This is a genomic window from Pseudomonas violetae (assembly GCF_023072615.1).
Lineage (GTDB): Bacteria > Pseudomonadota > Gammaproteobacteria > Pseudomonadales > Pseudomonadaceae > Aquipseudomonas > Aquipseudomonas violetae.
The window spans coordinates 16,815-41,624 of the sequence record NZ_JAKNRW010000023.1 but is presented as its reverse complement, the minus strand read 5'-3'; the positions used below and the strand labels follow the sequence as shown (position 1 = coordinate 41,624).

The following is a 24,810-nucleotide window of genomic DNA, read 5'->3' as shown; positions in this document are numbered from 1 at the left end:
CGTCAGGTTCTTGGAGTTCTGGAACCGATTCTGGTACGGCTTTTTTCTGGAAGCCAATATAGAATTGGTCTGACTCGATACCTTAAAGGTATGTAGCCGATCAGCTTTTGGAGGCTGTATGGAACTGCGTCACCTGCGCTATTTTCAGGCGCTGGCGAAAACCCTCAACTTCACCCGCGCCGCCGAGCTGCTGCATATCGCACAGCCGCCCCTGAGCCGGCAGATCCAGCACTTGGAGGATGAGCTGGGAGTGCTGTTGCTGGAACGTGGCCGACCGTTGAAATTGACCGATGCCGGCCGGTTCTTCCATGAACACTCCAGCGCGCTTCTGGAACAACTGGGCAAGGTGTGTGACAACACCCGGCGCATTGGCCTGGGGGAAAAAACCTGGCTGGGAATCGGCTTTGCGCCATCCACGCTCTATGGCGTGCTACCGGAGCTGATCCGTCGTTTGCGCAGCGGTGAGCCCCTTGAACTGGAACTTGGGCTGTCGGAATTAACCACGCTTCAACAGGTCCATGCGCTCAAGGCTGGCAGGATCGACATCGGCTTCGGGCGAATCCGCATCGACGACCCGGCCATCATCCAGACCGTGCTCACCGAAGACCGGCTGGTCGCCGCCCTGCCCGCCGGGCACCCGCTGCTGGGCGCGCCGATAAGCCTGCGGGAACTGGCCAGGGAGCCTTTCGTACTCTACCCGGGTAATCCGCGGCCAAGTTATGCCGACCATGTGATCGCCCTGTTCGAATCCTATGGTGTGAGTATTCAGGTAGCGCAATGGACCAACGAGCTGCAGACCGCGATTGGCTTGGTCGGGGCAGGCATCGGTGTCACCCTGGTGCCGGCTTCCGTGCAATTGCTGCATCGTGACGACATAGGATTTACGGCACTTCTGGAGGACAACGCGACTTCACCCATCATTCTCAGCCGGCGGGTAGGCGATGTGTCGCCGGGGCTGAAGCACTGCCTGCAGATGATTGATGAGTTGTTGCCTCGCACGCTGGAATCCAATCAGGGCGCCTGAGCTGTAGCCTGTGGCTGGAGAGCTTGCTCAACCCGCGAACGCACGGCGCCCGGCTTTCATTTCCGTGCGCAACTCGGCAATGAGGTTGTTGATGTCGCGGACGGTGCTCAGGTGCGCTGTGGAGACATTGCGGACCAATAGCACAACCTCGTGGGTATCAGGATCGAAAATCGTGATTTCCAGTAAGCCCAGGCTCTCCGTGCACTCGCAAGACAGCGGCTCGAAACCGGATTCTACAATATTGGAAAGGACTGCAATGGGCACCATGGCTGACGACTCGGGCGGCATTTAATGGAAAAGACCCCAGCAAGGATAGATACACTTTGCGCATTGCGCGTACGTCGTAGTGTTATCCAGCTCTCATTTTGAGTAGTTTTCTCAGCGCGAATCCCCAGACCAGATCCAGTTCCACAGCCCCGGCAGTTGCACCGGCTGCGAACTGTCGCGCACGGTTCTCGCCAGGGCCGCCCGTTGCAGAGAGGCCGTGTCATCATAAAAGGGCTTTTGCGCAACCTTCACGCCTGTCTCCCGGGCGCTATCCAGGAGAATCTGCAGATACTCGCGTGCATGCCTTGCGGTATAGCGATTGAGGTCATGGAAGGTCACCACCACCGGAATCACACCGTCCACCACCGGCAGTTCACCTTGTGCGATGCGCTCGCGTACTTCGGACATCGAACGCAGCATATGGGACCGCCGCCGCGGGCTGGCATTAAAGCCCCAGATCTTGCCATCGTTGGCACTGAGGTCAGTTAGCAGCACGTGCAGGCCGTGCTGCCGATAGGCAGCGAATGTGCGTTTGTCGTAATTCCAGAACGGCGGACGCAGCAGGCTTGGCAACACACCGGTGATCACGGCAATATCGGCGCTGCCATTGGCGAGCGACTGCTCCAGCGCCTGATCGTCCAGGGATCGATGGTTGCTGTGTCCGGGAGTGGCCGTGTGAAAGCCGATGACATGACCCTCAGCATGTTCGCGGCGCATGACCTGGTGCCCGATCTCACTGCCCCCGGCCCGGGAAGCACGGGTTTGTACAAAAAACACCGCCTTGATGTCCGGTTGCAGCGGATTTTGCGCGAGACTATCGAGTACGGTCAGCGTCGGGTTCCAGAAGCTTGAGGCACTGGGGCCATCGTCAAAGGTCAGTAGAAACCGGACAGGGGGTTGGGCATTTAAGCGTTGTTCAGTTTGCGGGGTCATTGCGATGGGTGCAGCAATGCACCCGACCAGCCCGGCGGCGATAACGAGTGGAGCGAGAAGCTTGCACAGCTGTTTCATGGTTTGCTTTGGCCAGACGATTGCGCCCGTGCGGGGCGGCGGGCGCAGGTTGGATAGGGTACAGGGTGTTTGGTTCAAATGGCGCTGAGATGGGTTGGCGAACCTTAGGTCGTGCGCAACAATGGCCTGTAGAGGACGCCTGGTCTGGGCAATTACGGTGATGAACCTGAAAGTGCCGCGTTTATCCAGGAGGCCCGCGGTATCGTTTACGTTCGTCGCGAGCAAGCTCGCGTCTACAGGGAGTAGCGTGCGCCCTGAGGCCGTGCACGATCAAACCAGTACGGCGACCCGCCGCCTTCTTTCACGAGACAACTCCTGCCACCCTGAGGACCAGCCAATGTGCGGACGCCTGAGCCAATACCGTGGCATCCACGATTTCGTCGCGGCGCTGAGCATCCCCGATGCGCTGATCAACCACGTCGGCAATGAACCACTGGCCCGTTACAACGCCGCGCCCACCACCCGCCTCGCCCTGCTACACCGGCAAAACGACAGCCTGCACGCCGACCTGGTGCGCTGGGGGTGGAGGCCACACTGGGCCAAGGATCGCGCCCCGCCCATCAACGCCCGGGTGGAAAAGGTCGCCCACGGCCCCTACTTCCGGCTTATCTGGCCGCACCGGGCGATTGTGCCGGTGGACAACTGGTTCGAATGGGTCGACGCCGGGGAAGGCAGCAAACAACCCTGGTTGATCCGCCGTAAGGACCGGGCGCCGGTGTACTGCGCCGCCATCGGCCAGTTCCCCGCAGGCCACGCCGAGCCAAATCCCGAGGACGGTTTTGTCATCCTCACCGCCGACAGCGCCGGCGGCATGCTCGATATCCACGACCGACGCCCTATCGTGCTATCGCCCGAACTCGCGCAAGAGTGGCTCGACCCTGCCACGCCCAAGGAGCGCGCCGAACAGATGGCATTGTTTCAAGGAGAAGCCAGCGAAGTGTTCGAGTGGTTCCGGGTCAGTAAGGCAGTAGGCAATGTGCGCAATCAGGGACCCGAACTAATAGAACAACTGGCATAGCAGGCGGACGTTAAATAAACAGGCCGTTGGGACGTTACACATAGTGTTTCACCCACGTAACAGTCGAGCGAAATATGGCCATTTGCCGCGCCAACCGCCTGTCTGACATTTCGATTGTCATACATACATTAAGGACCAGTGCCGCTAGCATGCGCGCCGCATCTCCCAGGACGGAAAACCCAGAAACTCAAGCCTTGCAGAGAACCCAGTTGCGCGACGATTTTTATAACAAACAGTTCACCAGTGTTGAATGTGTCCATCTGTCGACCACAGAACGTTATCAACTCGATTGTTTCATCGGGCAATACATCAAGACCCGAAACCTGGCATCGGTGCCCAACATCGACACTACTCTGCGCACAACCTTGCAGCGCTATCCAGGCAAGCCACCAGTGATGGTCAATGAGCTCAATGCCTGGATCGACAGGACCCTGGGCTATCGAGCAATGCACCCCGATTTCTCCCGGCTGGAAGATGTCTGAACGCGCCTCTGTAGGGCGACAGCGCCTGCAGTTAAAATTGCAGGTGCCGCCGCGAGCGAAAGACACTATTCAACGTTTCAGCGGACGCTCCTGATCACGCTCCGACAGCTCTCGGCTGTCGTCATGTTTCCAGTCCTGCTTCGAGCGCCTGTTCTGTTCTTCTATTTCTTCTTCGCTAGGTTCATCCGGATCGGGACGCTCGGGTTCATTCGCCATGTTCACCTCTGTTCGTGAAGATTATCCATTCAAGCGTAGAACAGATTCACAGCCACCAACGCAGCACAAAGAAAAACGCCATGCTCAACAACATGCTCAGCAAGGTGTTACGGGTGTACAGAACCAGCCCCACCGCCACCAATGAACTGAGCAGGTAAGGATTGTCCCATTGCAGGTTCAGTTGTTTATCCGGCATGAATACGATCGGTCCGCAGATGGCGGTGAGCATGCCAGGCACGGCAAAACCGAGGAATTGCCGGGCGTTGCTGCTCAGGCGCACTGGCAGGCGAGGCTCCAGAAATACGTAGCGGTTGAGAAACACCAGCACACCCATCCCGAAAATGACCGCCCAGACCATCATGCTGTTTGCCCCACATAAAGTTTGTTACACACAAATCCCGCCGTCATTCCCGCCAGGCCTGCCAGCACCAGCGCCGAGCCCCATTGCCAGTAACTGAACAGCACCGAACAGAACAGCGCCACCGCGACACACACCACTGTGGGCACGTTGCGCACCACGGGAGTGATCAGCGCGATGAAGGTCGCGGCAATCGAGAAGTCCAGGCCCAGGTGTTCCAGCCCCGCAATGCTGCTGCCGAGCACGATGCCGGCCAGGGTAAAGAGATTCCAGGCAATGTAGAACGTCAGTCCAACCCCGAGTGCGTACCAGCGATCGAACTGCTGCTTGTCATGCTGGCTGGTCAGGGCGAACAGTTCGTCGGTAAGCAAAAAGCCCAAGCCCACGCGCCAGTGCCCCGGCAGCGGTGAGATCGCCGAGCGCATGCTCATGCCGTAGAGCAGATGCTGGGATGTCAGCAGCAGCGTGGTCAGCAGGATCGAGAAGATTCCGGCACCGCCCTTGAGCATGCCGATAGCCACCAACTGTGCGGCGCCGGCAAACACGATGCTCGACAGGCCCTGGCCTTGCAGGGGCGTGAGGTTGGCTTCGATGGCCATGGATCCGGCCAATAAGCCCCAAGGCGCAGTCGCCAGGGACAAGGGAAGGATCGCCACGGCGCCGCGCAGGAATGCGCTGCAGGGCAAGTGTGAGTTGGACATAGCGCTCTGCCACTGGAAAAAAGACCTGCAACTCTGCCAGTACTTACCCGCGAAGGCATACACAATTTCGAGTTATTTGCCGACCCTCGACCGAGTACCATGGCGCAGTCCATCCGGCACACCCAGGGAAGCCCACATGCTCTACCGAATCGCCGCCGACGGACTGGTGCTGTTTCATCTGCTGTTCATTCTGTTCGTACTGTTCGGCGGGCTGCTGGTGCTCAAGTGGCGCCACCTGGCTTTCTGGCATCTACCCGCGGTCGCATGGGGTATCTCGGTGGAAGTCTTTCACCTGCTGTGCCCGCTGACCGAATGGGAGAACCGCCTGCGCGAAGCGGCGGGCCAGAACGGCTACGGCGGTGGTTTCGTCGAGCATTATATATGGCCGGCAATCTATCCCGCCGGACTGACCCCGGGCATCCAGGTGGGGCTGGGCGCCGTGGTGCTGGCGCTCAACTTCTGTGTCTACCTGCGGCTGGTCAGGCGCTTGCGGCGAGGCGAGCGGCGCTGAGCTTACTTGTCGATCACGCTCATGTTGCGCCCACTGGCCTTGGCCACGTACAGCGCCCTGTCAGCGGCACGTACCAGGTCATCGGGCTGATCGTGCAAGGCCGTATCCCAGGCGCAGACCCCGACGCTGACGGTGACCGTCCCTTCGACGCCCTCGCTGTGTTCGATCCCCGCCAACTGCACCGCACGGCGAATTTTCTCCGCCACCAGGAAAGCGCCGACATAGTCGGTGCCCGGCAGCACCACCGTAAACTCTTCGCCACCATATCGGGCCGCCAGATCACCGGGGCGCTTGATGTGCTCGACGATGATCGAGCTGATCCTGCGCAGGCACGCGTCGCCGACCACGTGTCCATACAGATCATTGAAGCGCTTGAAATGATCGACATCGATCATCAGTAGCGCCAGGTGAGTCTGGGTGCGCCGGGCGCGGCGCATCTCGGTCATGATGAACAGATCGAACTGGCGCCGATTGGACAGGCCGGTCAGGGCATCTTCCAGTGCGAGCAACTCCAGGCCGCGATTGACCTCCAGCAGTTTTTCCTGGGCGTCGAGCAGCACACTTTGAATGTGGTTCTGGTGTTTCATCAGGCGGATGAGGCGATAACCGAGGACGCCTAGAAGCCCCAGGAACAGGGCGACAATGCCGGCGCTGAGCAGTGATTCCTCGCGCCAGCCGGCCAATACCTCTTCCTGATTCAGCGCGGCGAACACGATCAGCGGGTACCCTTCGACCCTACGAAAACCCACCACCCGCTCGACGCCATCGACCACCGACCTGACCCTGGCAGTCCCGGAATTACCCAAGGGCAGCAACTGGGTAAACAGCGCACCATTGGCCACGCTGCTGCCAACTTCGGATTCCTTGAACGGACGGCGCACGACAATCGAGCCGTCATCGGCGATCAGGTTGATCACGCCGTTGTGGCCCATGTCGATGCTGTCATAGAGCGCCAGGAAATGGCTCAGCTGGATGGTCGCCAGGGCCACGCCGGCAAAACTGCCGTCCGGATGACTGACCCGGCGCGACACGGTCATGATCCATTCGCCGCTGGATCGGCTCTTGATCGAAGGGCCGATGTGCGGTCCACGATCAGGATGACCGCGGTGGAAGATAAAGTATTCGCGATCCGAGTTATTGGCGTTGGCCAGGGCGGCGCCGTTGGAGTTGGCGATCCACTGCCCGGCCTGGTCGTAAACGAACAGGCCATGCAGCTGGCTCAGCTCGCGGCGCTGGATACCGAGCAGGCGTTGCATCCTGGGCTGGCGGGCCGATTCGATGCCTTCGTTTTCCAGGCGCTCAACCAACGTGAGCAGCAGAGTGTCAGCCTGCTTGATCGACGCCTGCGCCTGCCAGGCCAGGGCCTGGGCGAGGTTGGACATCGCCACTTCCTTATCACGCAGGTGGTACTGGCGCGAATTCCAGACTTCCCAGCCAGCAACGGTGGTCATCGACAGGCACACGGCGATCAGGAAAAACACCAGTGAGCGGATCTTCAGCCTGGACAACACCTGGCCGCCGTTCAACAGCAAGGCCGGTTGGTTATTATCGAGATGATCGTTGATGGACAGCTGTACCATGTCACTCCCTGAACGCTTATGGTTTCGGCGTGTGCTTGACGGCAGCGATCCAGGCGGGATCCAGTCGTGTCTGCCCGATGTCGATGCCCAGCGCTTCCATTCGCGCCTTGTGCAGGTCAATCTCCCGATTCAATTGCCCGTGATCGCTGGAATTAGCGTCCAGTTCGTGCATCTGAGTGAGCCCCAGATGATAGAAGCGTAGCAACTTCATCGCCCGGGGATCATCGCGATCCACCGCCGCCGTCACCTGGTGCATGACATTGGTAACGCTCATCAGGCTGCGCTTGAGCTGCCAGCCATAGACCGCTGCCGCCATCCAGGGCTGCTCCCAGAACAGCCCACGCATCAACGCGACCATCAGCAACACCGCCACGAACACCCCGCCGACATTGAAGCGCATGTTGTCGCCACCAGGCTCGCCGAACACGGCGACCGCCACAGTCGACAGCAGCATCGCCAGCGCCAGGAACACCAGGGCAATAATCACCGTGCTGCGCCGCGTCTGTTGTCGATAGGTCTGGGCGTTCATTGGCTGGATTTCAAACATTGCGACAGGGTTCCTTGCATCAGGTAATAGATTCAGGGGCAAAAGACTGCGGGGCATTATCGCCTCCCCGACAGATTTAGCTATGCTGGAGCTCCTTTTCATCTTTTCATCGTCAAAGGGCAACGTGGCGATACTGCTCAGTTCGTGCCATCTTCTTTCATGGATACACACTATTCGGATGCCATTTGCCGGCCCCCGTGTGAATGACATCGTTTTAAGGATCATTGAATGACCCAACGACATGTAATCAACGCCTCTGTCAGCCCTAAAGGCAGCCTGGAAACCCTTTCTCAACGTGAAGTGCAGCAACTGAGCGAAGCCGGATCCGGCAGCACCTATACCCTCTTCCGCCAGTGCGCCCTGGCCATCCTCAATACCGGCGCGCATGTTGATAACGCCAAGACCATTCTCGAAGCCTACAAGGACTTCGAGATCCGCATTCACCAGCAGGACCGTGGCGTGCGTCTCGAACTGCTGAACGCCCCTGCCAACGCTTTCGTCGACGGCGAAATGATCGCCAGCACCCGGGAGATGCTGTTCAGCGCCCTGCGCGACATCGTCTACACCGAAAACGAACTGGACAGCCAACGTATCGACCTGAGCAATTCCCAGGGCATCAGCGACTACGTGTTCCACCTGCTGCGCAACGCCCGCACCCTGCGCCCCGGTATCGAACCGAAGATCGTGGTGTGCTGGGGTGGCCACTCGATCAACACTGAGGAATACAAGTACACCAAGGAAGTCGGCCATGAACTGGGCCTGCGCAGCCTGGATATCTGCACCGGTTGCGGCCCCGGCGTAATGAAAGGCCCGATGAAGGGCGCGACCATTGCCCACGCCAAGCAACGCATTCACGGCGGCCGGTATCTGGGCCTGACCGAGCCCGGGATCATCGCCGCCGAGGCGCCGAACCCGATCGTCAACGAGCTGGTGATCCTGCCGGACATCGAAAAACGCCTGGAAGCCTTCGTGCGAGTGGGCCATGGCATCATCATCTTCCCGGGCGGCGCCGGCACCGCCGAAGAGTTCCTGTACCTGCTCGGGATCCTGATGCATCCGGACAACGAAGGGCTGCCCTTCCCGGTCATCCTCACCGGTCCGAAACATGCAGCGCCTTACCTGGAGCAGCTTGACTCGTTTGTTTGCGCCACGCTGGGCGAAGCGGCGAAAAAGCACTACGAGATCATCATTGACGATCCGGCCGAAGTGGCCCGGCAAATGACCCAGGGCCTCAAGGCGGTCAAGCAGTTCCGTCGCGAGCGTAACGATGCGTTCCACTTCAACTGGCTGTTGAAGATCGATGAAAGCCTGCAGCGCCCGTTCGATCCGACCCACGAAAACATGGCCAACCTGAACCTGAGCCGCGACCTGCCCGCCCACGAATTGGCCGCTAACTTGCGCAGGGCGTTTTCCGGCATCGTTGCCGGCAACGTCAAGGACAAGGGCATCCGCCTGATCGAGGACCACGGGCCGTATCAGATCCGTGGCGATGCCGCGGTGATGCAGCCGCTGGATCAACTACTCAAGGCATTCGTCGCCCAGCACCGCATGAAACTGCCCGGCGGCGCGGCGTATGTGCCGTGTTATCGAGTGGTTGCATAGCGTGCTGTGGGAGCCGGGCTTGCCCATGAGGGAGCTGCACTTGCGACACTGATGTGACAGCAAGAGTGCCATCGCGGGCAAGCGTGCTCCCACAGGGTATTGTTGGTGTACGCAGCATTTGTGCCCGGCCGAGATACTGTGGGAGCCTGCTTGCGATAGCGATCTACCTGTGACATCAATGCTGACCGCGCTCCCAGGTTGGTGTGCGCCCAGCCAATCACACTCTATCGGCATCAATCACCGCCTTGGGCGGTAACGGATTATTGCCTGCCGCCTGGTTGCCGATCAGATAACCGCTGACCGCCACCAACGCTTCGACCCGCTCCGGGTCGATGACATTACCGGCCAATGCGGGCGGCTGGCCGGTGCGCCGCGTCTCGTCGAGAGAAAGTGCGCGCCACCATAACCCCGGGCTAAGGCATGAGCACGCCGTGGTATCTGACTTGTGTCGTAAACCCGCGCTATTGCGGCATAAAGTGTCCGACGGGGCGACGGATACAGCCCGATGCAAAACCCTGGGTTCAATAACAAGAGATCAAGCGATGGAACACGTGAACCACATCCTGATAGTCGACGACGATCGAGAGATCCGCGAACTGGTCAGCAATTACCTGAAGAAGAACGGCTTGCGCACCACTGTCGTGGCCGATGGACGACAGATGCGCAGTTTTCTGCAAGCCAACCCGGTGGACCTGATCGTGCTGGACATCATGATGCCCGGCGATGACGGCCTGCAGCTGTGTCGCGAATTGCGCTCGGGCAAGCACAAGGCGACGCCGATCCTGATGCTCACGGCGCGCAACGATGAAACCGATCGAATTCTCGGGCTGGAAATGGGCGCCGATGACTACCTGACCAAACCCTTCTCTGCCCGTGAACTGCTTGCCCGCATTAACGCCGTGCTACGGCGCACGCGGATGCTGCCGCCCAACCTGCTGGTCAGCGAGAGCGGCCGCCTGCTGGGTTTCGGTCGCTGGCGCCTGGACACCACCGCCCGCCATCTGCTGGACGAAGATCAAACCATGGTCGCCCTGAGCGGCGCTGAATACCGCCTGTTGCGGGTGTTTCTCGACCATCCACAGCGCGTGCTCAGCCGGGATCAACTCTTGAACCTGACCCAGGGTCGCGACGCCGACCTGTTCGACCGGTCCATCGACCTGCTGGTCAGCCGGTTGCGCCAACGGCTGATGGACGACTCGCGCGAACCGACCTACATCAAGACCGTGCGCAGCGAAGGCTATGTTTTCTCCTACCCCGTGGAGATGCTCGGCGCGCAGGGCTGAATGACGACAGCGGGAGTGGCACATCCGGTTCAACAACTTTGATAACGACTACGTTGCGCAAAACCGCCCTGAGTTCGGTTCTAAGTATCAGCGTTATTGATTCGCCCATTGCAACTGGAGCACAGTTGCTCTTACAGGGATTTGGCTAGCCGGGCGGCGAGCGCTTTGGCCTGCAGTGCCACATCCGTAACGGCCGTGCTTTCCCACCACATGCCACGCAACGGAGGCCCCATGGCGAACAGACGACTGGCGACGTGCCCATCCGCGTCGATCACCGCGCCGTCCACTGCGGCGGCGATTCCCAATGCCAGGGGCCCAGGCTGAATCAAGCCCCGCGCCAGCAACTGCCTGGGCAGAGGTCGCGCAACACGCCGCCAGTCATATTCGATGCCACTGGAATTGATCAACGCCGCACCACTGACCACGCACTGCGCAGACTCACCTCGCCGGCGGATGCGGATCCCCACGCTATTCCCCGACGAAGGCTCAAGCCCCTTGAATGACGCCGCCTGAATCCGCAGCCGCCCTTCCCCATGCAACCGCGCCACCAGCTCGGCACTCAGGGGCGGCGAGCGGTGGTGATGACTTTCCCACCACGGCCGCACATGCCGCACGAACTGCCGACGCTGCACATCCGTCGCCTGACTCCACAGCCGCGGGATGTGCACCCGCACAGTGTCCAGTGGCGCTTGCCAGTCGACCCCCTGGGCGCTGGCGTCCCGGCAATGGCGGCGCAGTTCGCGTACCAATTGCCGTGGCGTACGAATGCTGTGGTCATTGGCGAGGAAGTCCGCCCATGCGGGCGGTTGGCGGCGTACATGGGGCAGCAGGCCATGCCGGGAAAACACTTCGATGGGCCCGCGGTGTCCGGCCTGCTCCAGCGAGACCACAGCATCCACCATGGTCAGGCCGGAACCGATGATCAATACCGTCGACTGCGGATCAAGCTGGCGCATCGCGGCGATGTCCCAGGGGTCGAGTGCCGCCGCGTTCAAGCCGCTGGATTCGGTCTGTGGCGTGCGTGCGGCGGGAAACATTCCAGTGGCCAGCACCGCGCAAGTGCCCTGCAGGCATTGCCCGTCGCTCAAGGTCAGTCGCACGCCACCGGCCAGGTTTTCCAGGTCTACGGCCTCCGCCCGCACGTGTTCGACGCTTGATCCGTTCACCGCGCCCACCGCTTGGGCTTGTGCAAGACGTTGCTGCACATACTCGCCGAACAGCCCGCGCGGTGGGAACAACTCGCTGATCGGCGCAGGCTGCTGATCGGACTCGGGCCAGCCACCCGCCGCGATATGCTCCGTCAGCCACTGCGTCAGGTCATCGGCATTGTCCGGGTCGACGCTCATTCGCGCCGCGTTGCCGTTGAGTGTGTGGCCCAGTTCCACCGCACTGTAGGCCTCGCCCCGTCCAAGTTCGGTACGGGGTTCGATGACCAGCACCGAGCGCTTGCCCGGCAGGCGCAGCAGTTGCAAGGCCAGCAGCGCGCCACTCAGGCCGCCACCAACGATCAGGACGTCAGCTTGGCGGAGGGCGGCGTTGGCCTGCTCGTGGGGGATTTCACTCATGGTGTTCTCACTGATCAGTGTTTTCCTGAATGGAAGTCATGGGACGATAATAAGCGCCAAATCCGGGGCCGCGTCATCAAGCAGTACCAAAGTAGCGATGGCGGCCCTGCGCAATGAGCAGGCTCTGCCGCGCCCCTGTTCAGATCACCACGTTACGCACGAAACGCGCGGCGACTTCTCCTTCGTTGCGATAGGAGTGCGGCTGGTTACTGGCGAACATGTAGAACTCCCCCGCCGAAATAGTGTGGGGCACATCACCGAGCATCAGCGTCAGGCAGCCTTCAAACACATAGAGCTGTTCGCTCCAGCCATCGGCATCGGGTTCGGACGGGTAGTGCTCGCCCGGTTCCAGGCGCCATTCCCAGAGCTCCACCTCGCGGGTGGCACTGGCCTTGGACAGCAACACCGCCTTGCTGCCAGGAATGGTGCCGGCCCAGGCCAGTTCATTGATGCGACTCGGATCGCGGGCCTCGGGAGCCTGGATCAGGTCGCTGAAGGCTACGTCGAGTGCTTCGGCCACGCGATCGAGGGTGGTCAGGCTGACGTTCTTTTCACCCGCCTCGATCGCCACCAGCATCCGCCGGCTGACCCCGGACTTTTCAGCGAGGGTCGTCTGGCTCATATCGGCGGCGTGGCGCAGGCGCCGAACATTGAGGCTGACGTGTTGCAGGACCGAGGCCCTTTGCGTGGAATCTTTGTGCACTATATTGCTCACTTGGTAGGATTGGGCAGTATACTGCGCAACATACGACGCATTGTGCGTCCCCCTCAGGTAGCACGCAAGGTCATGACGTCGGTGAACTCCTCCCACAATACTTCTCCCCGCTTTTCGCGGTTCAGCAAGGCCGAGTGCGTGCTGGTGTTAATCACCATGGTCTGGGGCGGGACTTTCTTGCTGGTGCAGCATGCGATGACCGTCAGCGGTCCGATGTTTTTCGTCGGCCTGCGCTTCGCCGCAGCCACCCTCATCGTCGCGCTGTTCTCCTGGCGGCACCTGCGTGACCTGACGTTGTTTGAGCTCAAGGCCGGATCCTTTATTGGGGTGGCAATCATGCTCGGGTATGGCTTGCAGACGGTCGGGTTGCAGAGCATTCCGAGCAGCCAGTCGGCATTCATCACGGCGCTGTACGTGCCCTTCGTACCGTTGCTGCAATGGCTGGTGCTGGGGCGGCGTCCGGGCCTGATGCCTAGTATCGGGATTATGCTGGCGTTTACCGGGTTGATGTTGCTGTCAGGGCCCGCGGGGGCGTCATTGAATTTCAGCCCCGGTGAAATCGCCACCCTGATCAGCGCCGTGGCGATTGCTGCGGAAATTATTCTTATCAGTAACTTTGCCGGTCAGGTCGACGTACGCCGAGTGACAGTGGTGCAACTGGCGGTGACTTCGGTGCTGTCATTCCTGCTGGTGGTGCCGACCCAGGAACGCATTCCAGACTTTTCCTGGTTGCTGCTGTGCAGCGCCCTGGGCCTGGGCGCGGCCAGCGCGGCGATTCAGGTTGCAATGAACTGGGCGCAGAAAAGCGTCTCGCCGACCCGAGCCACCCTGATTTATGCCGGCGAGCCGGTCTGGGCCGGGATTGTCGGGCGGATTGCCGGGGAGCGGTTGCCAGCGGTTGCGTTGGTCGGCGCAGGGCTGATCGTGGCGGCGGTAATTGTCAGTGAGTTGAAGACCAAGGGTAAGGGGGTTGTGGCTAAGGCGGACCTGGAGAGCGAAACCCAACGCTAACCGGCAATATTTGCGGCGTTTGATCGAAAATCTTCGCGAGCAAGCCCGCTCCCACAGGTTTTCTCTGTGATACACATGTCCTGCATTCACAGAAGATCTAAGGTCGGAGCGGGCTTGCTCGCGAAAAGGCCAGACCTTCATCGCCACAGCATGCCAAATCACCAAAAGCAGGACTTTTCCGCAATCCGAGTAGGATTCTGCCACAGGTTCGCGTTTGGTAATCCGGAGACTGGCACGTATGATGCTTCACAAACCTCCGCAGATTAGAAGCCTATGTCCCTGATAGTTCTACTGCTTCTGCCCTTCATCGGCAGCTGTCTGGCAGCCATGCTGCCGCACAACGCGCGTAATACCGAATCCCTGCTGGCTGGCTTGGTCGCCCTCATAGGCACCGTCCAGGTCGCCTTGCTGTACCCGCAAATCGCCGACGGCGGCGTGATTCGCGAGGAATTCTTCTGGTTACCCAGCCTGGGCCTGAACTTCGTCCTGCGCATGGACGGCTTCGCGTGGCTGTTCTCCATGCTGGTGCTGGGCATCGGCACACTGGTTTCGCTGTACGCTCGTTACTACATGTCGCCGGACGACCCGGTGCCGCGCTTCTTTGCGTTCTTCCTGGCGTTCATGGGCGCCATGCTTGGGCTCGTCATCTCCGGCAACCTGATCCAGATCGTGTTCTTCTGGGAGTTGACCAGCCTCTTTTCATTCCTGCTGATCGGCTATTGGCATCACCGCGCCGACGCCCGACGCGGTGCCTATATGGCACTGATGGTCACGGGTGCCGGCGGATTGTGCCTGCTGGCGGGGGTCATGCTGCTTGGCCATGTGGTCGGCAGCTATGACCTGGACAAGGTCCTGGCCGCCGGCGAGCTGATTCGCGCACACGCCCTATACCCTGTACTGCTTCCTCTCATCCTGATCGGCGCCCTGAGCAAAAGCGCGCAATTCCCCTTTCACTTCTGGCTGCCCCACGCGATGGCGGCGCCGACGCCCGTTTCGGCTTATCTGCACTCGGCAACTATGGTCAAGGCTGGGGTGTTCCTGCTGGCGCGACTCTGGCCCTCGTTGTCCGGCAGTGAACAATGGTTCTACATCGTCAGCGGCGCCGGAGCCTGCACCCTGTTGCTCGGCGCCTACTGTGCAATGTTCCAGAACGATCTCAAGGGTCTGCTGGCCTACTCCACCATCAGCCATCTGGGCCTGATCACCCTGCTGCTGGGCCTGAACAGCCCGCTGGCGGCAGTGGCTGCGGTTTTTCATATTCTCAACCACGCCACCTTCAAGGCGTCGCTGTTCATGGCCGCCGGGATCATCGACCACGAAAGTGGCACCCGGGACATACGCAAGCTCAGTGGCCTGATCCGGCTGATTCCCTACACCGCCACCCTGGCCATGGTCGCCAGCGCCTCCATGGCCGGCGTGCCGCTGCTCAACGGCTTCCTGTCAAAAGAGATGTTTTTCGCCGAAACCGTGTTCATCAATGCCACGGCCTGGGTCGAAATGACCCTGCCGATCGTCGCGACCATCGCCGGTACCTTCAGCGTCGCCTATTCGTTACGTTTTACCGCTGACGTGTTCTTCGGCCCGACCGCCACCGACCTGCCCCACACCCCGCACGAGCCGCCACGCTGGATGCGTGCGCCGGTCGAACTGCTGGTGTTCGCCTGCCTGGTGGTGGGCATTTTCCCCGCCCAGGTGGTGGGCCCGCTGCTGGCCGCCGCCGCTCGTCCCGTGGTCGGCGGCACATTGCCGGAATATAGCCTGGCCATCTGGCACGGCTGGAATGCGCCGATGATCATGAGCCTGATCGCCATGACCGGCGGCATCGTCCTCTACCTGCTGCTGCGCAACCAGCTCAAGCGCGGGCGCTTCAAGTACCCGCCACTGATTGGCCGCTTCAACGGCAAGCGCCAGTTCGAACGCAGCCTGGTGGTGATGATGCGTCTGGCTCGACGCCTCGAGCGGTGGATCAGCACCAAGCGCCTGCAAACCCAGCTGTTCCTGGTGGTGCTGGCCGCTGTGCTGGTGGGGTTGATCCCGATGTTGCACGGCAGCCTGACTTGGGGCGATCGGCCGAAAATCCCTGGTTCGGCGGTGTTCGTGACCCTGTGGCTGCTGGCGATCGCCTGTGCCTTGGGCGCCGCCTGGCAAGCCAAGTATCACCGGTTGGCAGCCCTGACCATGGTCAGCGTCTGTGGCCTGATGACCTGCATCACCTTCGTCTGGTTCTCCGCACCGGACCTGGCCCTGACGCAACTGGTGGTCGAAGTGGTGACCACGGTGCTGATCCTGCTCGGCCTGCGCTGGTTGCCACGGCGGATCGAAGAGGTGTCGCCGCTGCCAAGCACCCTGCGCAAGGCGCGCATCCGCCGCCTGCGCGACTTGCTGCTGTCGACCGCAGTCGGTGGCGGCATGGCGCTGCTGTCCTACGCCATGCTGACGCGCCAGACGCCCAACGACATCTCCTCCTTCTACCTCAGTCGGGCCTTGCCCGAGGGCGGCGGCAGTAACGTGGTCAACGTGATGCTGGTGGATTTTCGCGGCTTTGACACCCTCGGTGAAATCACCGTGCTGGCCGCCGTGGCGCTGACCGTGTTCGCCCTGCTGCGACGCTTCCGCCCACCCAAAGAGAGTCTGCAATTGCCTGCCCAGCAGCGCCTGCTGGCGCCCGACGTGGTAACCGACCTGGTCAACCCGCGTCAGGCCAGCGATACCGCCCTGGGCTTCATGATGGTGCCGGCGGTGCTGGTGCGCCTGCTGCTGCCAATCGCCTTCGTGGTGTCCATCTACCTGTTCATGCGCGGCCATAACCAGCCCGGTGGCGGGTTCGTTGCCGGGCTGGTGATGTCGGTAGCGTTCATCCTGCAATACATGGTCGCCGGTACGCAGTGGGTCGAGGCCCAAATGAACCTGCGGCCGTTACGCTGGATGGGCACCGGGCTGTTGTTCGCCACAGTCACCGGGCTTGGGGCCATGACCGTCGGTTATCCATTCCTGACCACCCATACCTGGCATTTCGACCTGCCGGTGTTCGGCGACATCCACATCGCCAGCGCCCTGTTCTTCGACATTGGCGTGTATGCGGTGGTCGTGGGTTCGACCTTGCTGATCCTCACCGCCCTAGCCCACCAGTCGGTACGTGGCCACAAGAACGCGACCCTGCCCAAATCCGTCGCCAGCAAAGGAGCCGTCTGATGGAAGAAGTCATCGCAATCGCCATCGGCGTCCTGGCGGCGTCCGGCGTGTGGCTGGTCCTGCGGCCGCGAACGTTCCAGGTGGTCATGGGCCTGTGCCTGCTGTCCTATGGCGTCAACCTGTTCATCTTCAGCATGGGCAGCCTGTTCATCGGCAAGGAGCCGATCATCAAGGACGGCGTGCCCCAGGACCTGCTGCACTACACCGACCCATTGCCGCAAGCGCTGGTGCTGACCGCCATCGTCATCAGCTTCGCCATGACCGCACTGTTTCTCGTGGTGTTGCTGGCTTCCCGGGGCCTGACCGGTACCGACCATGTGGACGGCCGGGAGCCTAAAGAATGAACCTGATGCCGCACCTGATCGCCGCACCGATTCTGCTGCCGCTGCTGACCGCTGCGGTGATGCTGATGCTGGGGGAAAAACACCGCCCGCTGAAGGCCAGGATCAACCTGTTCTCCAGCCTGGTCGGGCTGGGCATTGCCGTGCTGCTGCTGCAATGGACCGAGGAGACCGGCATTCCCGGCTCCATCGGCGTGTACCTGCCGGGTAACTGGCAGGCACCGTTCGGCATTGTGCTGGTGGTCGATCGCCTGTCGGCGATGATGCTGGTACTGACCGGGATCATCGGCGTCAGCGCCCTGCTGTTTGCGATGGCCCGATGGGATGGCGCGGGGTCGAGTTTCCACGCGCTGTTCCAGATTCAGATGATGGGTTTGTATGGCGCTTTCCTGACCGCCGATCTGTTCAACCTGTTCGTGTTCTTCGAAGTGCTGCTGGCCGCCTCCTACGGGCTAATGTTGCACGGTTCGGGGCGCTCACGGGTCTCGGCCGGCCTGCATTACATTTCGATCAACCTGCTGGCCTCGTCACTGTTCCTGATTGGCGCCGCGCTGATCTACGGCGTCACCGGCACCCTGAACATGGCTGACCTGGCGCTGAAAATCCCCTTGGTGCCGGAGGCCGATCGGGGCCTGCTGCATGCCGGCGCGGCGATACTGGCGGTGGCGTTCCTGGCCAAGGCCGGCATGTGGCCGCTGAATTTCTGGCTGGTACCGGCCTATTCCGCCGCCAGTGCCCCGGTAGCAGCGATGTTTGCGATCATGACCAAGGTCGGCGTCTACACCTTACTGCGCCTGTGGACCCTGCTGTTCTCCGGACAAGCCGGCGCGTCGGCGTATTTCGGCGGCGACTGGCTGATCTACGGCGGCATGGCGACCATTATCTGCGCGGCGATCGCGATCATTGCCGCGCAACGCCTCGAACGCCTGGCCAGCCTGAGCATCCTGGTGTCCGCGGGAATTCTGCTGGCGTCCATTGGCTTCGCCCAGCCCAAGCTAATTGGTGCCGCGCTGTTCTACCTCGTCAGCTCGACACTGGCGCTGAGCGCATTGTTCCTGCTGGCCGAGCTGATCGAACGTTCGCGCTCGGCCAATGAAATACCGCTGTTCGATGACGGCGACCTGCTACCACGGCCCATGGAATCCCTGCAGCCAGCCAAAGGCATCAACCTCGATGACGAACAGAAAGCCGTAGTGGGCCAGGTGATTCCCTGGACCATGGCTTTCCTGGGCCTGAGCTTTATTGCCTGCTCGCTGCTGATCATCGGTATGCCGCCGCTCTCGGGCTTTATCGGCAAGCTAGGCTTGCTACACGCCCTGCTCAACCCCCTGGGCCTGGGCAGTGGGGACGCTGAACCGGTCTCGAACGCCGCGTGGGGCCTGCTGGCGTTGCTGATCATTTCGGGGCTGGCATCGCTGATAGCGTTCTCGCGCCTGGGCATCCAGCGCTTCTGGACGCCGGAGGAGCGACCGTCACCGCTATTGCGCCGCTTTGAATGCGTGCCGATCTTCGCACTGTTGGGCCTGAGCATCGCGCTGACCTTCAAGGCTGAGCCGCTGTTGCGTTACACACAAGCCGCTGCAGACGCCTTGAACAATCCCCAGCAGTACGTCATGGCGGTGCTCGGCACTCGCGCCGTACCAAGCCCAGAAGCGAAAGCCGCTATCGTGGAGGTGCGCCCATGAGACGCCTGTTTCCCGCACCCTGGTTGTCGCTGGCCCTGTGGGTTTTGTGGCTGGCGCTGAACCTGTCGATCAGCCCGGGTAATTTGCTGCTGGGTGCCATTCTCGGCCTCTGCGCGCCGCTGATGATGCGCAAGCTGCGCCCACTACCGATCCGCATTCGCCGGCCTGGAGTGATCCTGCGCCTGTTCCTGCAGGTGGGACGTGACGTGGTGGTGTCCAACCTCGCCGTCGCCTGGATCGTGCTCAATGCCAGCCGCCGACCGCCGCGCTCTCACTTCATCAAGGTGCCACTGGATCTGCGCGACGCCAATGGCCTGGCGGCCTTATCGATGATCACCACGGTGATCCCCGGCACGGTCTGGTCAGAGCTGGCACTGGATCGCAGCATTCTATTACTGCACGTGTTCGACCTGGATGACGAGGCGCTGTTCATTGAGCATTTCAAGGCGACCTTCGAACGCCCCCTGATGGAGATCTTCGAATGAGCCCGTTGCTGTCGAACGCGATCCTGCTGAGCCTGTTCATCTTCTCACTGGCCATGGTCCTGACGCTGATTCGCCTGTTCAAGGGTCCCTCGGCACAAGACCGGGTACTGGCGCTGGACTACCTTTACATCGTCGCGATGCTGATGATGCTAACCCTGGGCATTCGTTATGCCAGTGACACCTACTTCGAGGCAGCGCTGCTGATCGCGCTGTTCGGCTTCGTCGGCTCGTTTGCCCTGGCGAAATTCCTCCTGCGTGGCGAGGTGATCGAATGAGCGCTGAACTGTCTTTGTGGGTTGAAGTACCGGTGGCGATACTGCTGGTGTTCGGCAGCCTGTTTGCACTGATCGGTGCCGTCGGGCTGCTGCGCATGAAGGATTATTTCCAGCGCATGCACCCGCCGGCATTGGCGTCGACCCTGGGTGCCTGGAGCGTGGCACTGGCGTCGATCATCTACTTCTCGGCGCTCAAGTCCGCGCCGGTGTTACACGCCTGGTTGATTCCGATCCTGCTGGCGTTGACGGTACCGGTGACCACCCTGCTGCTGGCCCGGGCGGCACTGTTTCGCAAGCGCATGGCGGGGGATGACGTGCCGGCCGAAGTGAGCAGCCGGAGCATGGAAAGCGGGAGTTGAGTAGTGGGGCCACACCTGACCCTGCGGGTTCAAGGCTTGCCTGCGATGGCGCACTCGACGTAAGCGCAGGGCTTGAGGGCCGCCTCGCCAGCAAACCGGCTCCTGCCGGGATAGACCGGCAACTACTGAAGGTTCAATTCAGCTTTTTCCTGATGGTTCTGGGTGGACGGTGCAACCAACTGGCGGTGGCTTGGTGGGTCCTCCAGGAAACAGGCTCGGCGCTCTATTTCGCCAACATGATTGCCTGTTCCATCGCGACAGAGGTGTTGTCCAGACCCCTCCTGGGTTGGATGGGGGATAAATACAACAAAATCCACATCATCAAGCTAGCCTCATGGCTCAGCTTGATCACAGCGCTGTTGATGTTGGTGCTATCCGTCGCAGGCTTGTTCAATCCCTGGACGGTGGGTGCGCTGATGATGGTCAGCAGTGCGATCGTCGGCGTGCGTGACCCGCTTCAGGCCTCGATCATTCCTTTGTTTGCAAACGACGATAAAGTCTCGCTGGCCTTCAGGAGCAAAAGCGTGATGTCGTCCTTTTCCATGCTGCTGGGTCCGGCGCTGGCCAGCGGGTTGATTTACGGACTCGGTATCACGTTCGCCTTGGCCGCCGATTTCGTTGCGATTCTAATCGCAGGGGCATTGATTGCGACTATCCCGAGTTCTATCGGAGCCCCTGACGAAAGCTCAAACGCTCCGGCCGCCAGCGGCTTGAGCATGATCTACTCCGGTTTCAAGGTGGTCTACGGCGTGAAAGTGGAGTTTTACCTGGCCATCATTGCAATGCTGATCAACTTTGCCCTGTTTCCGTTTTTCACCATCCTGATTCCACTGTATGTGAAAGACGTCATCCAATATCCGGTTACTTACATCGGTCTTCTGGACGCAAGCTTCGGGCTGGGCATACTGGTGGGCAGTTACAAAATTATCGGATGGTTATCCGGCCGCGTCCCCCGTGACAGGTGTGTGTCCGCAGGTTTTGCACTGTTAGGTTGCAATCTGTTAGTGGTAGGAACCCTTTCATCTTCGGCTATTTTACCCGCTGCCTTTTTCTGCGGCGGCGTCGGCCTGATGCTGATCAACATCCCTACGTCCTCTGTCAGGTTGCTGGCGACGCCAAAGCTGCATCGCAACCGCGTTTTTGCCACGGTTGCATTCCTGTCCGCAGTGGCCAGCCCCTTGGGCAGTTTCGCGATGACCACCTTCATCGCCTATTTGGGAGTCGCTCTGACAATCACACTGCTGGGGGCCATGGTCCTGCTGTTATCTCTGCTGGTCTTTCTGGTACCTGATTTCAGAACTTTCATGCGATCCCAAGATACAAAGCTCCATGATGCTTACCTGGAAAAGTACCCCGAAGCGTTCAATAGCACTACCGACGCTCAAGGATCGACCTGAATACTGTTCAGATCCACGCCACCGCCAGCAACCCCGCCCCCAATACCACACACAACGGCGAATAAGCCCAGGTGTCCAGCCACGCAAACTGCGAGTCCTTGACCTGCTTGAAAAACCCCACCAGATTCGAATCGCCAATCGCCCGGGCAAACATCAGCATCGCGATTGCGCTAATCACCCACTGCAGCGACCAGTGATGAACCGTCGGCAAATACAGGCCTACCCGCAGGCACACCAGCATAGCGATCAGCAACAGGCCGACCGCGACCAGCAGCGTGGTGAATCCTGAGGGTTTGAAGGCCGGCCTGGAGCCTTGGTTGTCCTCCCTGGGCACTCGCGGCACTGCGGCCTCGCTGCCCAACTTGCCACCTGCCGCCCAGTACAGGTGGACCAAGCTGATCAGGAGGAAGACGGCAGCCATCCATTGCGCAATTACCAGGCTCATAGTCAAACTTCCAGCGTGAAATGTCGGCGCAGAATGAACCTCCCCGAACGATAATGTAAGGGCCGGTCTAAACTCACTTCAATTCGGCAGTGACTTTGGCGGCGACATCCTTGGGCACCCACGCCTGCCATACGTCCGGATGCGCTTTCATAAACGCTTCGGCCGCCTCGCGTGGGGCCGTGTGTTTTTCGCTCATGTCGGCCAATGCCTTGTTCAATGAATCGATCGGGAAATCGACTTTGCTGAAAAACTCGGCAATTTGCGGGTACTGCTTCTGGAACGGGGCGGAGACGCCGATCGACAGCTTCGAGGCCAGCGAGCGGGTCGGCTGTGGATTCGGGTTGTCAGCGTCGGTGAGGGTCTTCCATGCTTCGGCATTAAACGGCGGTTCTTCCAACTGGATCAGCTTGAAGCGGCCGAGCAACGGCGTGGGCGACCAGTAATAGAACAGGATCGGCTTTCCTCGGCGAATCGAAGAACTGATCTCGGCATCCAGCGCCGCTCCGGATCCGCTGCGGAAGTTCACGTAGCTGTCGTCCAGCCCATAGGCCTTGAGCTTCTGCTTGTTGACCACCTCGGAAGTCCAGCCGATCGGGCTGTTAAGAAAGCGGCCCTTGCCGGGAGATTCCGGATCACGGAACACGTCCTTGTACTTGGGCAGATCGGTGACGCTACGCAGATCCGGGGCAACAGCTTTGATGCCCTTGGCCGGATCACCCTTGATTACATACTCCGGCACCCACCAGCCTTCAGTGGCACCCTTGACCGTGTCGCCCAGGCTTACCACCTTGCCCTCAGCCTCGGCCTTGACCCAGACCGGACTGCGCCCAGCCCACTCTTCACCGATCACCTGAATATCGTTGTTGGCCAGCGCGGTTTCCAGGGTAATGGTCGTACCCGGCAAGGTATCGGTGGGCAGCCCGTAACCCTTCTCGACAATGATGCGCAGGATATCGGTGATCAGGCTTCCGCTTTCCCAATTCAGGTCGGCAAAATGGATGGGCGCCTGGGCGGCGGCCACCGGACCGGATGAAGCGAACAAAGCGCCAGTGGCCAGAACAGCGGCCAGCAACCGTCGTAATCCTTTCATGCTTTTGCACCTCGTGCTGTTCACAGCAATAGCAAGATGGCCGGGCAGAAGACTGCAAGCCTCAAAATACTCAGTCCACTGACTGTAGTAGAGGTTCCTACTTTCGAGGGGTATGAATCTATTTTCGGAAGTTTCCTGCAGCGGCGACCGGTTATTCGCTGGCCTTGAAGGTCACCAATTCACCCTTGCGCCACTTGGCGGCCTTGGCGGTGACGGCCTTGAGCGTCTTGGTCAACCCTTCCTGCAACTGCTGGTGCGCGGCAAACACCATCACCACGCTATGCCCTTCCTTGAACACGATGCCGTGGCCATCAGCGGTGGTCACGAACGCGTAATCGCCCAAACCGTAAACAGTCAGTTTGATTTCGCGAAACTTGATATCCAGCTTGCCGCCTTCGCGACTAGGTAGCACGGCAGCGCTGAAGTGATCGCCAACCTTGAGCTTGAGCCCTGGCTTGTCATCGACGACCAACGACTCTTCGGTGTCGATTTCAGCAATGTAAATGCCTTCGGCGTTTTGTTCGGTGATGTAGACGAAACGAGACTGAAACTGTTTAACCAGCTTTGCGCGCAGATCACCCAGCACGAACAAAGCATGCATATCGAGATTACTTACTGCCAAGGAAACATCCCCACATCTGAAATGACGCCGTACGCGAAACTGGCGCACGGCAGAAAATAGCGGCAATGCCGAAATGAACACCTAAACCGGATTGAAATCCCGGCATGAGCAGAATAATGGAGTACCGCCCATGTCGTCCTGTCTGGCGTTCTCCATGATTTGAAGGAAAACGCCTTTTTTTACGCCAGAGAAAACGGACTATCAACGCTGGGGAAAAATCTCTTTAAAAAAAGCATTTTTCCGACAGATCGCCAGGCAAAAATTGCTTTAGATAGGCACGTACGCCCGGCACTGCGGGTGATTCTAGAGCAGCGACGCTATTCGAGACTACCCATAACGACAAACAGACGTCGGTAAACCCATGAAAAGGACTTCATATGTGCACTCAAACTCACTTCAGCCAACTGCTTTCTTCCCCCTCTCATCAGTTGCAGGCCAGAAATCGAGCCAGTTTTGCGGACCTTGACGGGCATCAGGCACACACTGAAGCACCGCGCTTTCAGGTGGTGCTGGCGGGAAGTGCTTTTTTCCATATCAAGGAAATTTCCACCGGTCATGTAAGAGGTTTCCGCGCCAACCATAACGAAGCCTGCGCCCTCGCTCGCTCCCTGGAATCACGCTGCTGAGCGCCCCCTCTCGTTACTCCGGCAGGCGTTTCGTCATGCCGGCGACTTATCTCAGCCGCCGGCAGGCAACTACTGCCATACTGCCCGACCAATGAAATCCGTCCCAACGGCGGGCGACGTTAAAAAACATCAGAATATTCTCAAGGGAAGACCGCGACGTGACGGAATTTGATATCGGCGAATTTTTTATCCGGGGCGAAGTCAGGGAAGTCGAGGGCGAGTTCCAGGCAGTCATCGTTATGCGCGCCAAACCACCGCTAACCACTGTCACGTTTCACCAGGTGGAAAAGGACCGCTGGTTCAAAACCGCCGACGTTGCCGCCATCGCCGCCCAAGACGCCGCTAAAGCACTCAAACTGGCTGTCGACGAAGGCGCGTTGAAAGCCTGAAATCAGTTTGCAG

27 protein-coding genes and 1 pseudogene are annotated in these 24,810 nt (G+C 60.1%); 15 read left to right on the top strand and 13 right to left on the bottom strand.

The window, feature by feature from the left end; translation table 11 throughout:
- The first annotated feature begins 118 nt into the window (after window positions 1-118).
- Window positions 119-1,024, top strand: a complete 906-nt coding sequence (locus L9059_RS21675; protein ID WP_247292944.1) for a LysR family transcriptional regulator — start codon at window positions 119-121, stop codon at window positions 1,022-1,024.
- 27 nt (window positions 1,025-1,051) lie between these two features.
- On the opposite strand, the gene L9059_RS21670 is transcribed toward L9059_RS21675, so the two are convergent.
- Both L9059_RS21670 and L9059_RS21665 read right to left on the bottom strand, forming a co-directional pair.
- Entirely contained in the window at window positions 1,052-1,291 is a 240-nt protein-coding gene (locus L9059_RS21670) for a DUF1652 domain-containing protein (RefSeq protein ID WP_247292943.1), read from the bottom strand.
- 111 nt (window positions 1,292-1,402) lie between these two features.
- Window positions 1,403-2,302, bottom strand: a complete 900-nt coding sequence (locus L9059_RS21665) for a polysaccharide deacetylase family protein (RefSeq protein ID WP_247292942.1) — start codon at window positions 2,300-2,302, stop codon at window positions 1,403-1,405.
- 337 nt (window positions 2,303-2,639) lie between these two features.
- On the opposite strand from L9059_RS21665, the gene L9059_RS21660 reads away from it, so the two are divergent.
- Both L9059_RS21660 and L9059_RS21655 read left to right on the top strand, forming a co-directional pair.
- Entirely contained in the window at window positions 2,640-3,320 is a 681-nt protein-coding gene (locus L9059_RS21660) for an SOS response-associated peptidase (RefSeq protein ID WP_247292941.1), read from the top strand.
- Window positions 3,321-3,529: 209 nt separating this feature from the next.
- Window positions 3,530-3,802: a hypothetical protein gene (locus L9059_RS21655; RefSeq protein WP_247292980.1), complete on the top strand. Its 273-nt coding sequence runs from the start codon at window positions 3,530-3,532 to the stop codon at window positions 3,800-3,802.
- A 69-nt stretch (window positions 3,803-3,871) separates the two neighbouring features.
- Here L9059_RS21655 and L9059_RS21650 read toward each other — a convergent pair whose 3' ends face one another.
- From L9059_RS21650 to L9059_RS21640, 3 genes are read right to left on the bottom strand one after another with little or no spacing between them, the layout of a single operon-like run.
- Window positions 3,872-4,018, bottom strand: coding sequence for a hypothetical protein (locus L9059_RS21650; RefSeq protein ID WP_247292940.1), 147 nt, complete (start codon window positions 4,016-4,018; stop codon window positions 3,872-3,874).
- 46 nt (window positions 4,019-4,064) lie between these two features.
- Window positions 4,065-4,376 carry an AzlD domain-containing protein gene (locus L9059_RS21645; protein WP_247292979.1) on the bottom strand — a complete coding sequence of 104 codons (312 nt, stop codon included), beginning with the start codon at window positions 4,374-4,376 and terminating at the stop codon, window positions 4,065-4,067.
- Complete coding sequence (locus L9059_RS21640) at window positions 4,376-5,077, bottom strand: AzlC family ABC transporter permease (RefSeq protein ID WP_247292939.1); 702 nt, start codon at window positions 5,075-5,077, stop codon at window positions 4,376-4,378. Before L9059_RS21640 ends, L9059_RS21645 begins: the two co-directional genes overlap by 1 nt.
- 136 nt (window positions 5,078-5,213) lie before the next feature.
- Here L9059_RS21640 and L9059_RS21635 point away from each other — a divergent pair, with 136 nt between their 5' ends.
- Window positions 5,214-5,588, top strand: coding sequence for a DUF2784 domain-containing protein (locus tag L9059_RS21635; RefSeq protein WP_247292938.1), 375 nt, complete (start codon window positions 5,214-5,216; stop codon window positions 5,586-5,588).
- A 2-nt stretch (window positions 5,589-5,590) separates the two neighbouring features.
- Here the strand turns inward: L9059_RS21635 and L9059_RS21630 are convergent, their stop codons facing one another.
- Window positions 5,591-7,168: a GGDEF domain-containing protein gene (locus L9059_RS21630; RefSeq protein ID WP_247292937.1), complete on the bottom strand. Its 1,578-nt coding sequence runs from the start codon at window positions 7,166-7,168 to the stop codon at window positions 5,591-5,593.
- 16 nt (window positions 7,169-7,184) lie between these two features.
- Window positions 7,185-7,715 carry a DUF3087 domain-containing protein gene (locus tag L9059_RS21625; RefSeq protein ID WP_247292936.1) on the bottom strand — a complete coding sequence of 177 codons (531 nt, stop codon included), beginning with the start codon at window positions 7,713-7,715 and terminating at the stop codon, window positions 7,185-7,187.
- A gap of 228 nt (window positions 7,716-7,943) precedes the next feature.
- On the opposite strand from L9059_RS21625, the gene ppnN reads away from it, so the two are divergent.
- On the top strand, window positions 7,944-9,317 hold the full coding sequence (gene ppnN / locus L9059_RS21620) for a nucleotide 5'-monophosphate nucleosidase PpnN (RefSeq protein ID WP_247292935.1): 1,374 nt from the start codon (window positions 7,944-7,946) through the stop codon (window positions 9,315-9,317).
- Between the two features lie 241 nt (window positions 9,318-9,558).
- On the opposite strand, the pseudogene L9059_RS21615 reads toward ppnN, so the two are convergent.
- Window positions 9,559-9,731 (bottom strand): annotated as a pseudogene (locus L9059_RS21615) (alpha/beta hydrolase); the annotation flags it as partial.
- Between the two features lie 128 nt (window positions 9,732-9,859).
- On the opposite strand from L9059_RS21615, the gene L9059_RS21610 reads away from it, so the two are divergent.
- The gene (locus tag L9059_RS21610; RefSeq protein WP_247292934.1) at window positions 9,860-10,600 is read left to right on the top strand and encodes a response regulator; all 741 of its coding nucleotides are present in this window, start codon (window positions 9,860-9,862) and stop codon (window positions 10,598-10,600) included.
- Between the two features lie 131 nt (window positions 10,601-10,731).
- Here L9059_RS21610 and L9059_RS21605 read toward each other — a convergent pair whose 3' ends face one another.
- Window positions 10,732-12,165, bottom strand: coding sequence for an FAD/NAD(P)-binding protein (locus L9059_RS21605; protein ID WP_247292933.1), 1,434 nt, complete (start codon window positions 12,163-12,165; stop codon window positions 10,732-10,734).
- A 139-nt stretch (window positions 12,166-12,304) separates the two neighbouring features.
- Window positions 12,305-12,868: a helix-turn-helix domain-containing protein gene (locus L9059_RS21600; RefSeq protein ID WP_247292932.1), complete on the bottom strand. Its 564-nt coding sequence runs from the start codon at window positions 12,866-12,868 to the stop codon at window positions 12,305-12,307.
- Between L9059_RS21600 and L9059_RS21595 the strand changes: the two genes are divergently transcribed.
- From L9059_RS21595 to L9059_RS21560, 8 genes are all read left to right on the top strand, one after another.
- A complete protein-coding gene (locus L9059_RS21595) occupies window positions 12,863-13,891 on the top strand; it encodes a DMT family transporter (protein ID WP_247292931.1) in 1,029 nt (342 codons plus the stop codon). The genes L9059_RS21600 and L9059_RS21595 overlap by 6 nt on opposite strands.
- A gap of 273 nt (window positions 13,892-14,164) precedes the next feature.
- A complete protein-coding gene (locus L9059_RS21590) occupies window positions 14,165-17,083 on the top strand; it encodes a monovalent cation/H+ antiporter subunit A (protein ID WP_247292930.1) in 2,919 nt (972 codons plus the stop codon).
- Window positions 17,083-17,427: a Na+/H+ antiporter subunit C gene (locus L9059_RS21585; RefSeq protein WP_003202835.1), complete on the top strand. Its 345-nt coding sequence runs from the start codon at window positions 17,083-17,085 to the stop codon at window positions 17,425-17,427. Before L9059_RS21590 ends, L9059_RS21585 begins: the two co-directional genes overlap by 1 nt.
- Window positions 17,424-19,109: a monovalent cation/H+ antiporter subunit D gene (locus L9059_RS21580; protein WP_247292929.1), complete on the top strand. Its 1,686-nt coding sequence runs from the start codon at window positions 17,424-17,426 to the stop codon at window positions 19,107-19,109. Before L9059_RS21585 ends, L9059_RS21580 begins: the two co-directional genes overlap by 4 nt.
- Complete coding sequence (locus L9059_RS21575; protein ID WP_247292928.1) at window positions 19,106-19,594, top strand: Na+/H+ antiporter subunit E; 489 nt, start codon at window positions 19,106-19,108, stop codon at window positions 19,592-19,594. Before L9059_RS21580 ends, L9059_RS21575 begins: the two co-directional genes overlap by 4 nt.
- Window positions 19,591-19,869, top strand: coding sequence for a K+/H+ antiporter subunit F (locus L9059_RS21570; protein WP_045060409.1), 279 nt, complete (start codon window positions 19,591-19,593; stop codon window positions 19,867-19,869). The genes L9059_RS21575 and L9059_RS21570 overlap by 4 nt, the downstream gene beginning before the upstream one ends.
- A complete protein-coding gene (locus L9059_RS21565) occupies window positions 19,866-20,228 on the top strand; it encodes a Na+/H+ antiporter subunit G (RefSeq protein WP_247292927.1) in 363 nt (120 codons plus the stop codon). The genes L9059_RS21570 and L9059_RS21565 overlap by 4 nt, the downstream gene beginning before the upstream one ends.
- Window positions 20,225-21,625: an MFS transporter gene (locus L9059_RS21560; RefSeq protein ID WP_247292926.1), complete on the top strand. Its 1,401-nt coding sequence runs from the start codon at window positions 20,225-20,227 to the stop codon at window positions 21,623-21,625. The genes L9059_RS21565 and L9059_RS21560 overlap by 4 nt, the downstream gene beginning before the upstream one ends.
- Before the next feature lie 7 nt (window positions 21,626-21,632).
- Here the strand turns inward: L9059_RS21560 and L9059_RS21555 are convergent, their stop codons facing one another.
- The 3 genes from L9059_RS21555 to L9059_RS21545 form a co-directional block, all read right to left on the bottom strand.
- Window positions 21,633-22,070, bottom strand: a complete 438-nt coding sequence (locus L9059_RS21555; protein WP_247292925.1) for a DUF3995 domain-containing protein — start codon at window positions 22,068-22,070, stop codon at window positions 21,633-21,635.
- Window positions 22,071-22,143: 73 nt separating this feature from the next.
- Window positions 22,144-23,160 carry an ABC transporter substrate-binding protein gene (locus L9059_RS21550; RefSeq protein ID WP_247292924.1) on the bottom strand — a complete coding sequence of 339 codons (1,017 nt, stop codon included), beginning with the start codon at window positions 23,158-23,160 and terminating at the stop codon, window positions 22,144-22,146.
- A gap of 151 nt (window positions 23,161-23,311) precedes the next feature.
- Window positions 23,312-23,782, bottom strand: a complete 471-nt coding sequence (locus L9059_RS21545; RefSeq protein WP_247292923.1) for a hypothetical protein — start codon at window positions 23,780-23,782, stop codon at window positions 23,312-23,314.
- Between the two features lie 784 nt (window positions 23,783-24,566).
- Between L9059_RS21545 and L9059_RS21535 the strand changes: the two genes are divergently transcribed.
- Window positions 24,567-24,797 (top strand): hypothetical protein, encoded by a 231-nt coding sequence (locus L9059_RS21535; RefSeq protein ID WP_247292921.1) that lies wholly within the window; start codon window positions 24,567-24,569, stop codon window positions 24,795-24,797.
- The last annotated feature ends 13 nt before the right edge of the window (window positions 24,798-24,810 follow it).

Excerpts from the sequence above, each read along its gene's own strand:
- L9059_RS21675 (WP_247292944.1), top strand. The coding sequence starts at position 119 with ATGGAACTGCGTCACCTGCGCTATTTTCAGGCGCTGGCGAAAACCCTC.
- L9059_RS21670 (WP_247292943.1), bottom strand. The coding sequence starts at position 1,291 with ATGGTGCCCATTGCAGTCCTTTCCAATATTGTAGAATCCGGTTTCGAG.
- L9059_RS21665 (WP_247292942.1), bottom strand. The coding sequence starts at position 2,302 with ATGAAACAGCTGTGCAAGCTTCTCGCTCCACTCGTTATCGCCGCCGGG.
- L9059_RS21660 (WP_247292941.1), top strand. The coding sequence starts at position 2,640 with ATGTGCGGACGCCTGAGCCAATACCGTGGCATCCACGATTTCGTCGCG.
- L9059_RS21650 (WP_247292940.1), bottom strand. The coding sequence starts at position 4,018 with ATGGCGAATGAACCCGAGCGTCCCGATCCGGATGAACCTAGCGAAGAA.
- L9059_RS21645 (WP_247292979.1), bottom strand. The coding sequence starts at position 4,376 with ATGGTCTGGGCGGTCATTTTCGGGATGGGTGTGCTGGTGTTTCTCAAC.
- L9059_RS21640 (WP_247292939.1), bottom strand. The coding sequence starts at position 5,077 with ATGTCCAACTCACACTTGCCCTGCAGCGCATTCCTGCGCGGCGCCGTG.
- L9059_RS21635 (WP_247292938.1), top strand. The coding sequence starts at position 5,214 with ATGCTCTACCGAATCGCCGCCGACGGACTGGTGCTGTTTCATCTGCTG.
- L9059_RS21630 (WP_247292937.1), bottom strand. The coding sequence starts at position 7,168 with ATGGTACAGCTGTCCATCAACGATCATCTCGATAATAACCAACCGGCC.
- L9059_RS21625 (WP_247292936.1), bottom strand. The coding sequence starts at position 7,715 with ATGTTTGAAATCCAGCCAATGAACGCCCAGACCTATCGACAACAGACG.
- ppnN (WP_247292935.1), top strand. The coding sequence starts at position 7,944 with ATGACCCAACGACATGTAATCAACGCCTCTGTCAGCCCTAAAGGCAGC.
- L9059_RS21610 (WP_247292934.1), top strand. The coding sequence starts at position 9,860 with ATGGAACACGTGAACCACATCCTGATAGTCGACGACGATCGAGAGATC.
- L9059_RS21605 (WP_247292933.1), bottom strand. The coding sequence starts at position 12,165 with ATGAGTGAAATCCCCCACGAGCAGGCCAACGCCGCCCTCCGCCAAGCT.
- L9059_RS21590 (WP_247292930.1), top strand. The coding sequence starts at position 14,165 with ATGTCCCTGATAGTTCTACTGCTTCTGCCCTTCATCGGCAGCTGTCTG.
- L9059_RS21585 (WP_003202835.1), top strand. The coding sequence starts at position 17,083 with ATGGAAGAAGTCATCGCAATCGCCATCGGCGTCCTGGCGGCGTCCGGC.
- L9059_RS21580 (WP_247292929.1), top strand. The coding sequence starts at position 17,424 with ATGAACCTGATGCCGCACCTGATCGCCGCACCGATTCTGCTGCCGCTG.
- L9059_RS21575 (WP_247292928.1), top strand. The coding sequence starts at position 19,106 with ATGAGACGCCTGTTTCCCGCACCCTGGTTGTCGCTGGCCCTGTGGGTT.
- L9059_RS21570 (WP_045060409.1), top strand. The coding sequence starts at position 19,591 with ATGAGCCCGTTGCTGTCGAACGCGATCCTGCTGAGCCTGTTCATCTTC.
- L9059_RS21565 (WP_247292927.1), top strand. The coding sequence starts at position 19,866 with ATGAGCGCTGAACTGTCTTTGTGGGTTGAAGTACCGGTGGCGATACTG.
- L9059_RS21555 (WP_247292925.1), bottom strand. The coding sequence starts at position 22,070 with ATGAGCCTGGTAATTGCGCAATGGATGGCTGCCGTCTTCCTCCTGATC.
- L9059_RS21550 (WP_247292924.1), bottom strand. The coding sequence starts at position 23,160 with ATGAAAGGATTACGACGGTTGCTGGCCGCTGTTCTGGCCACTGGCGCT.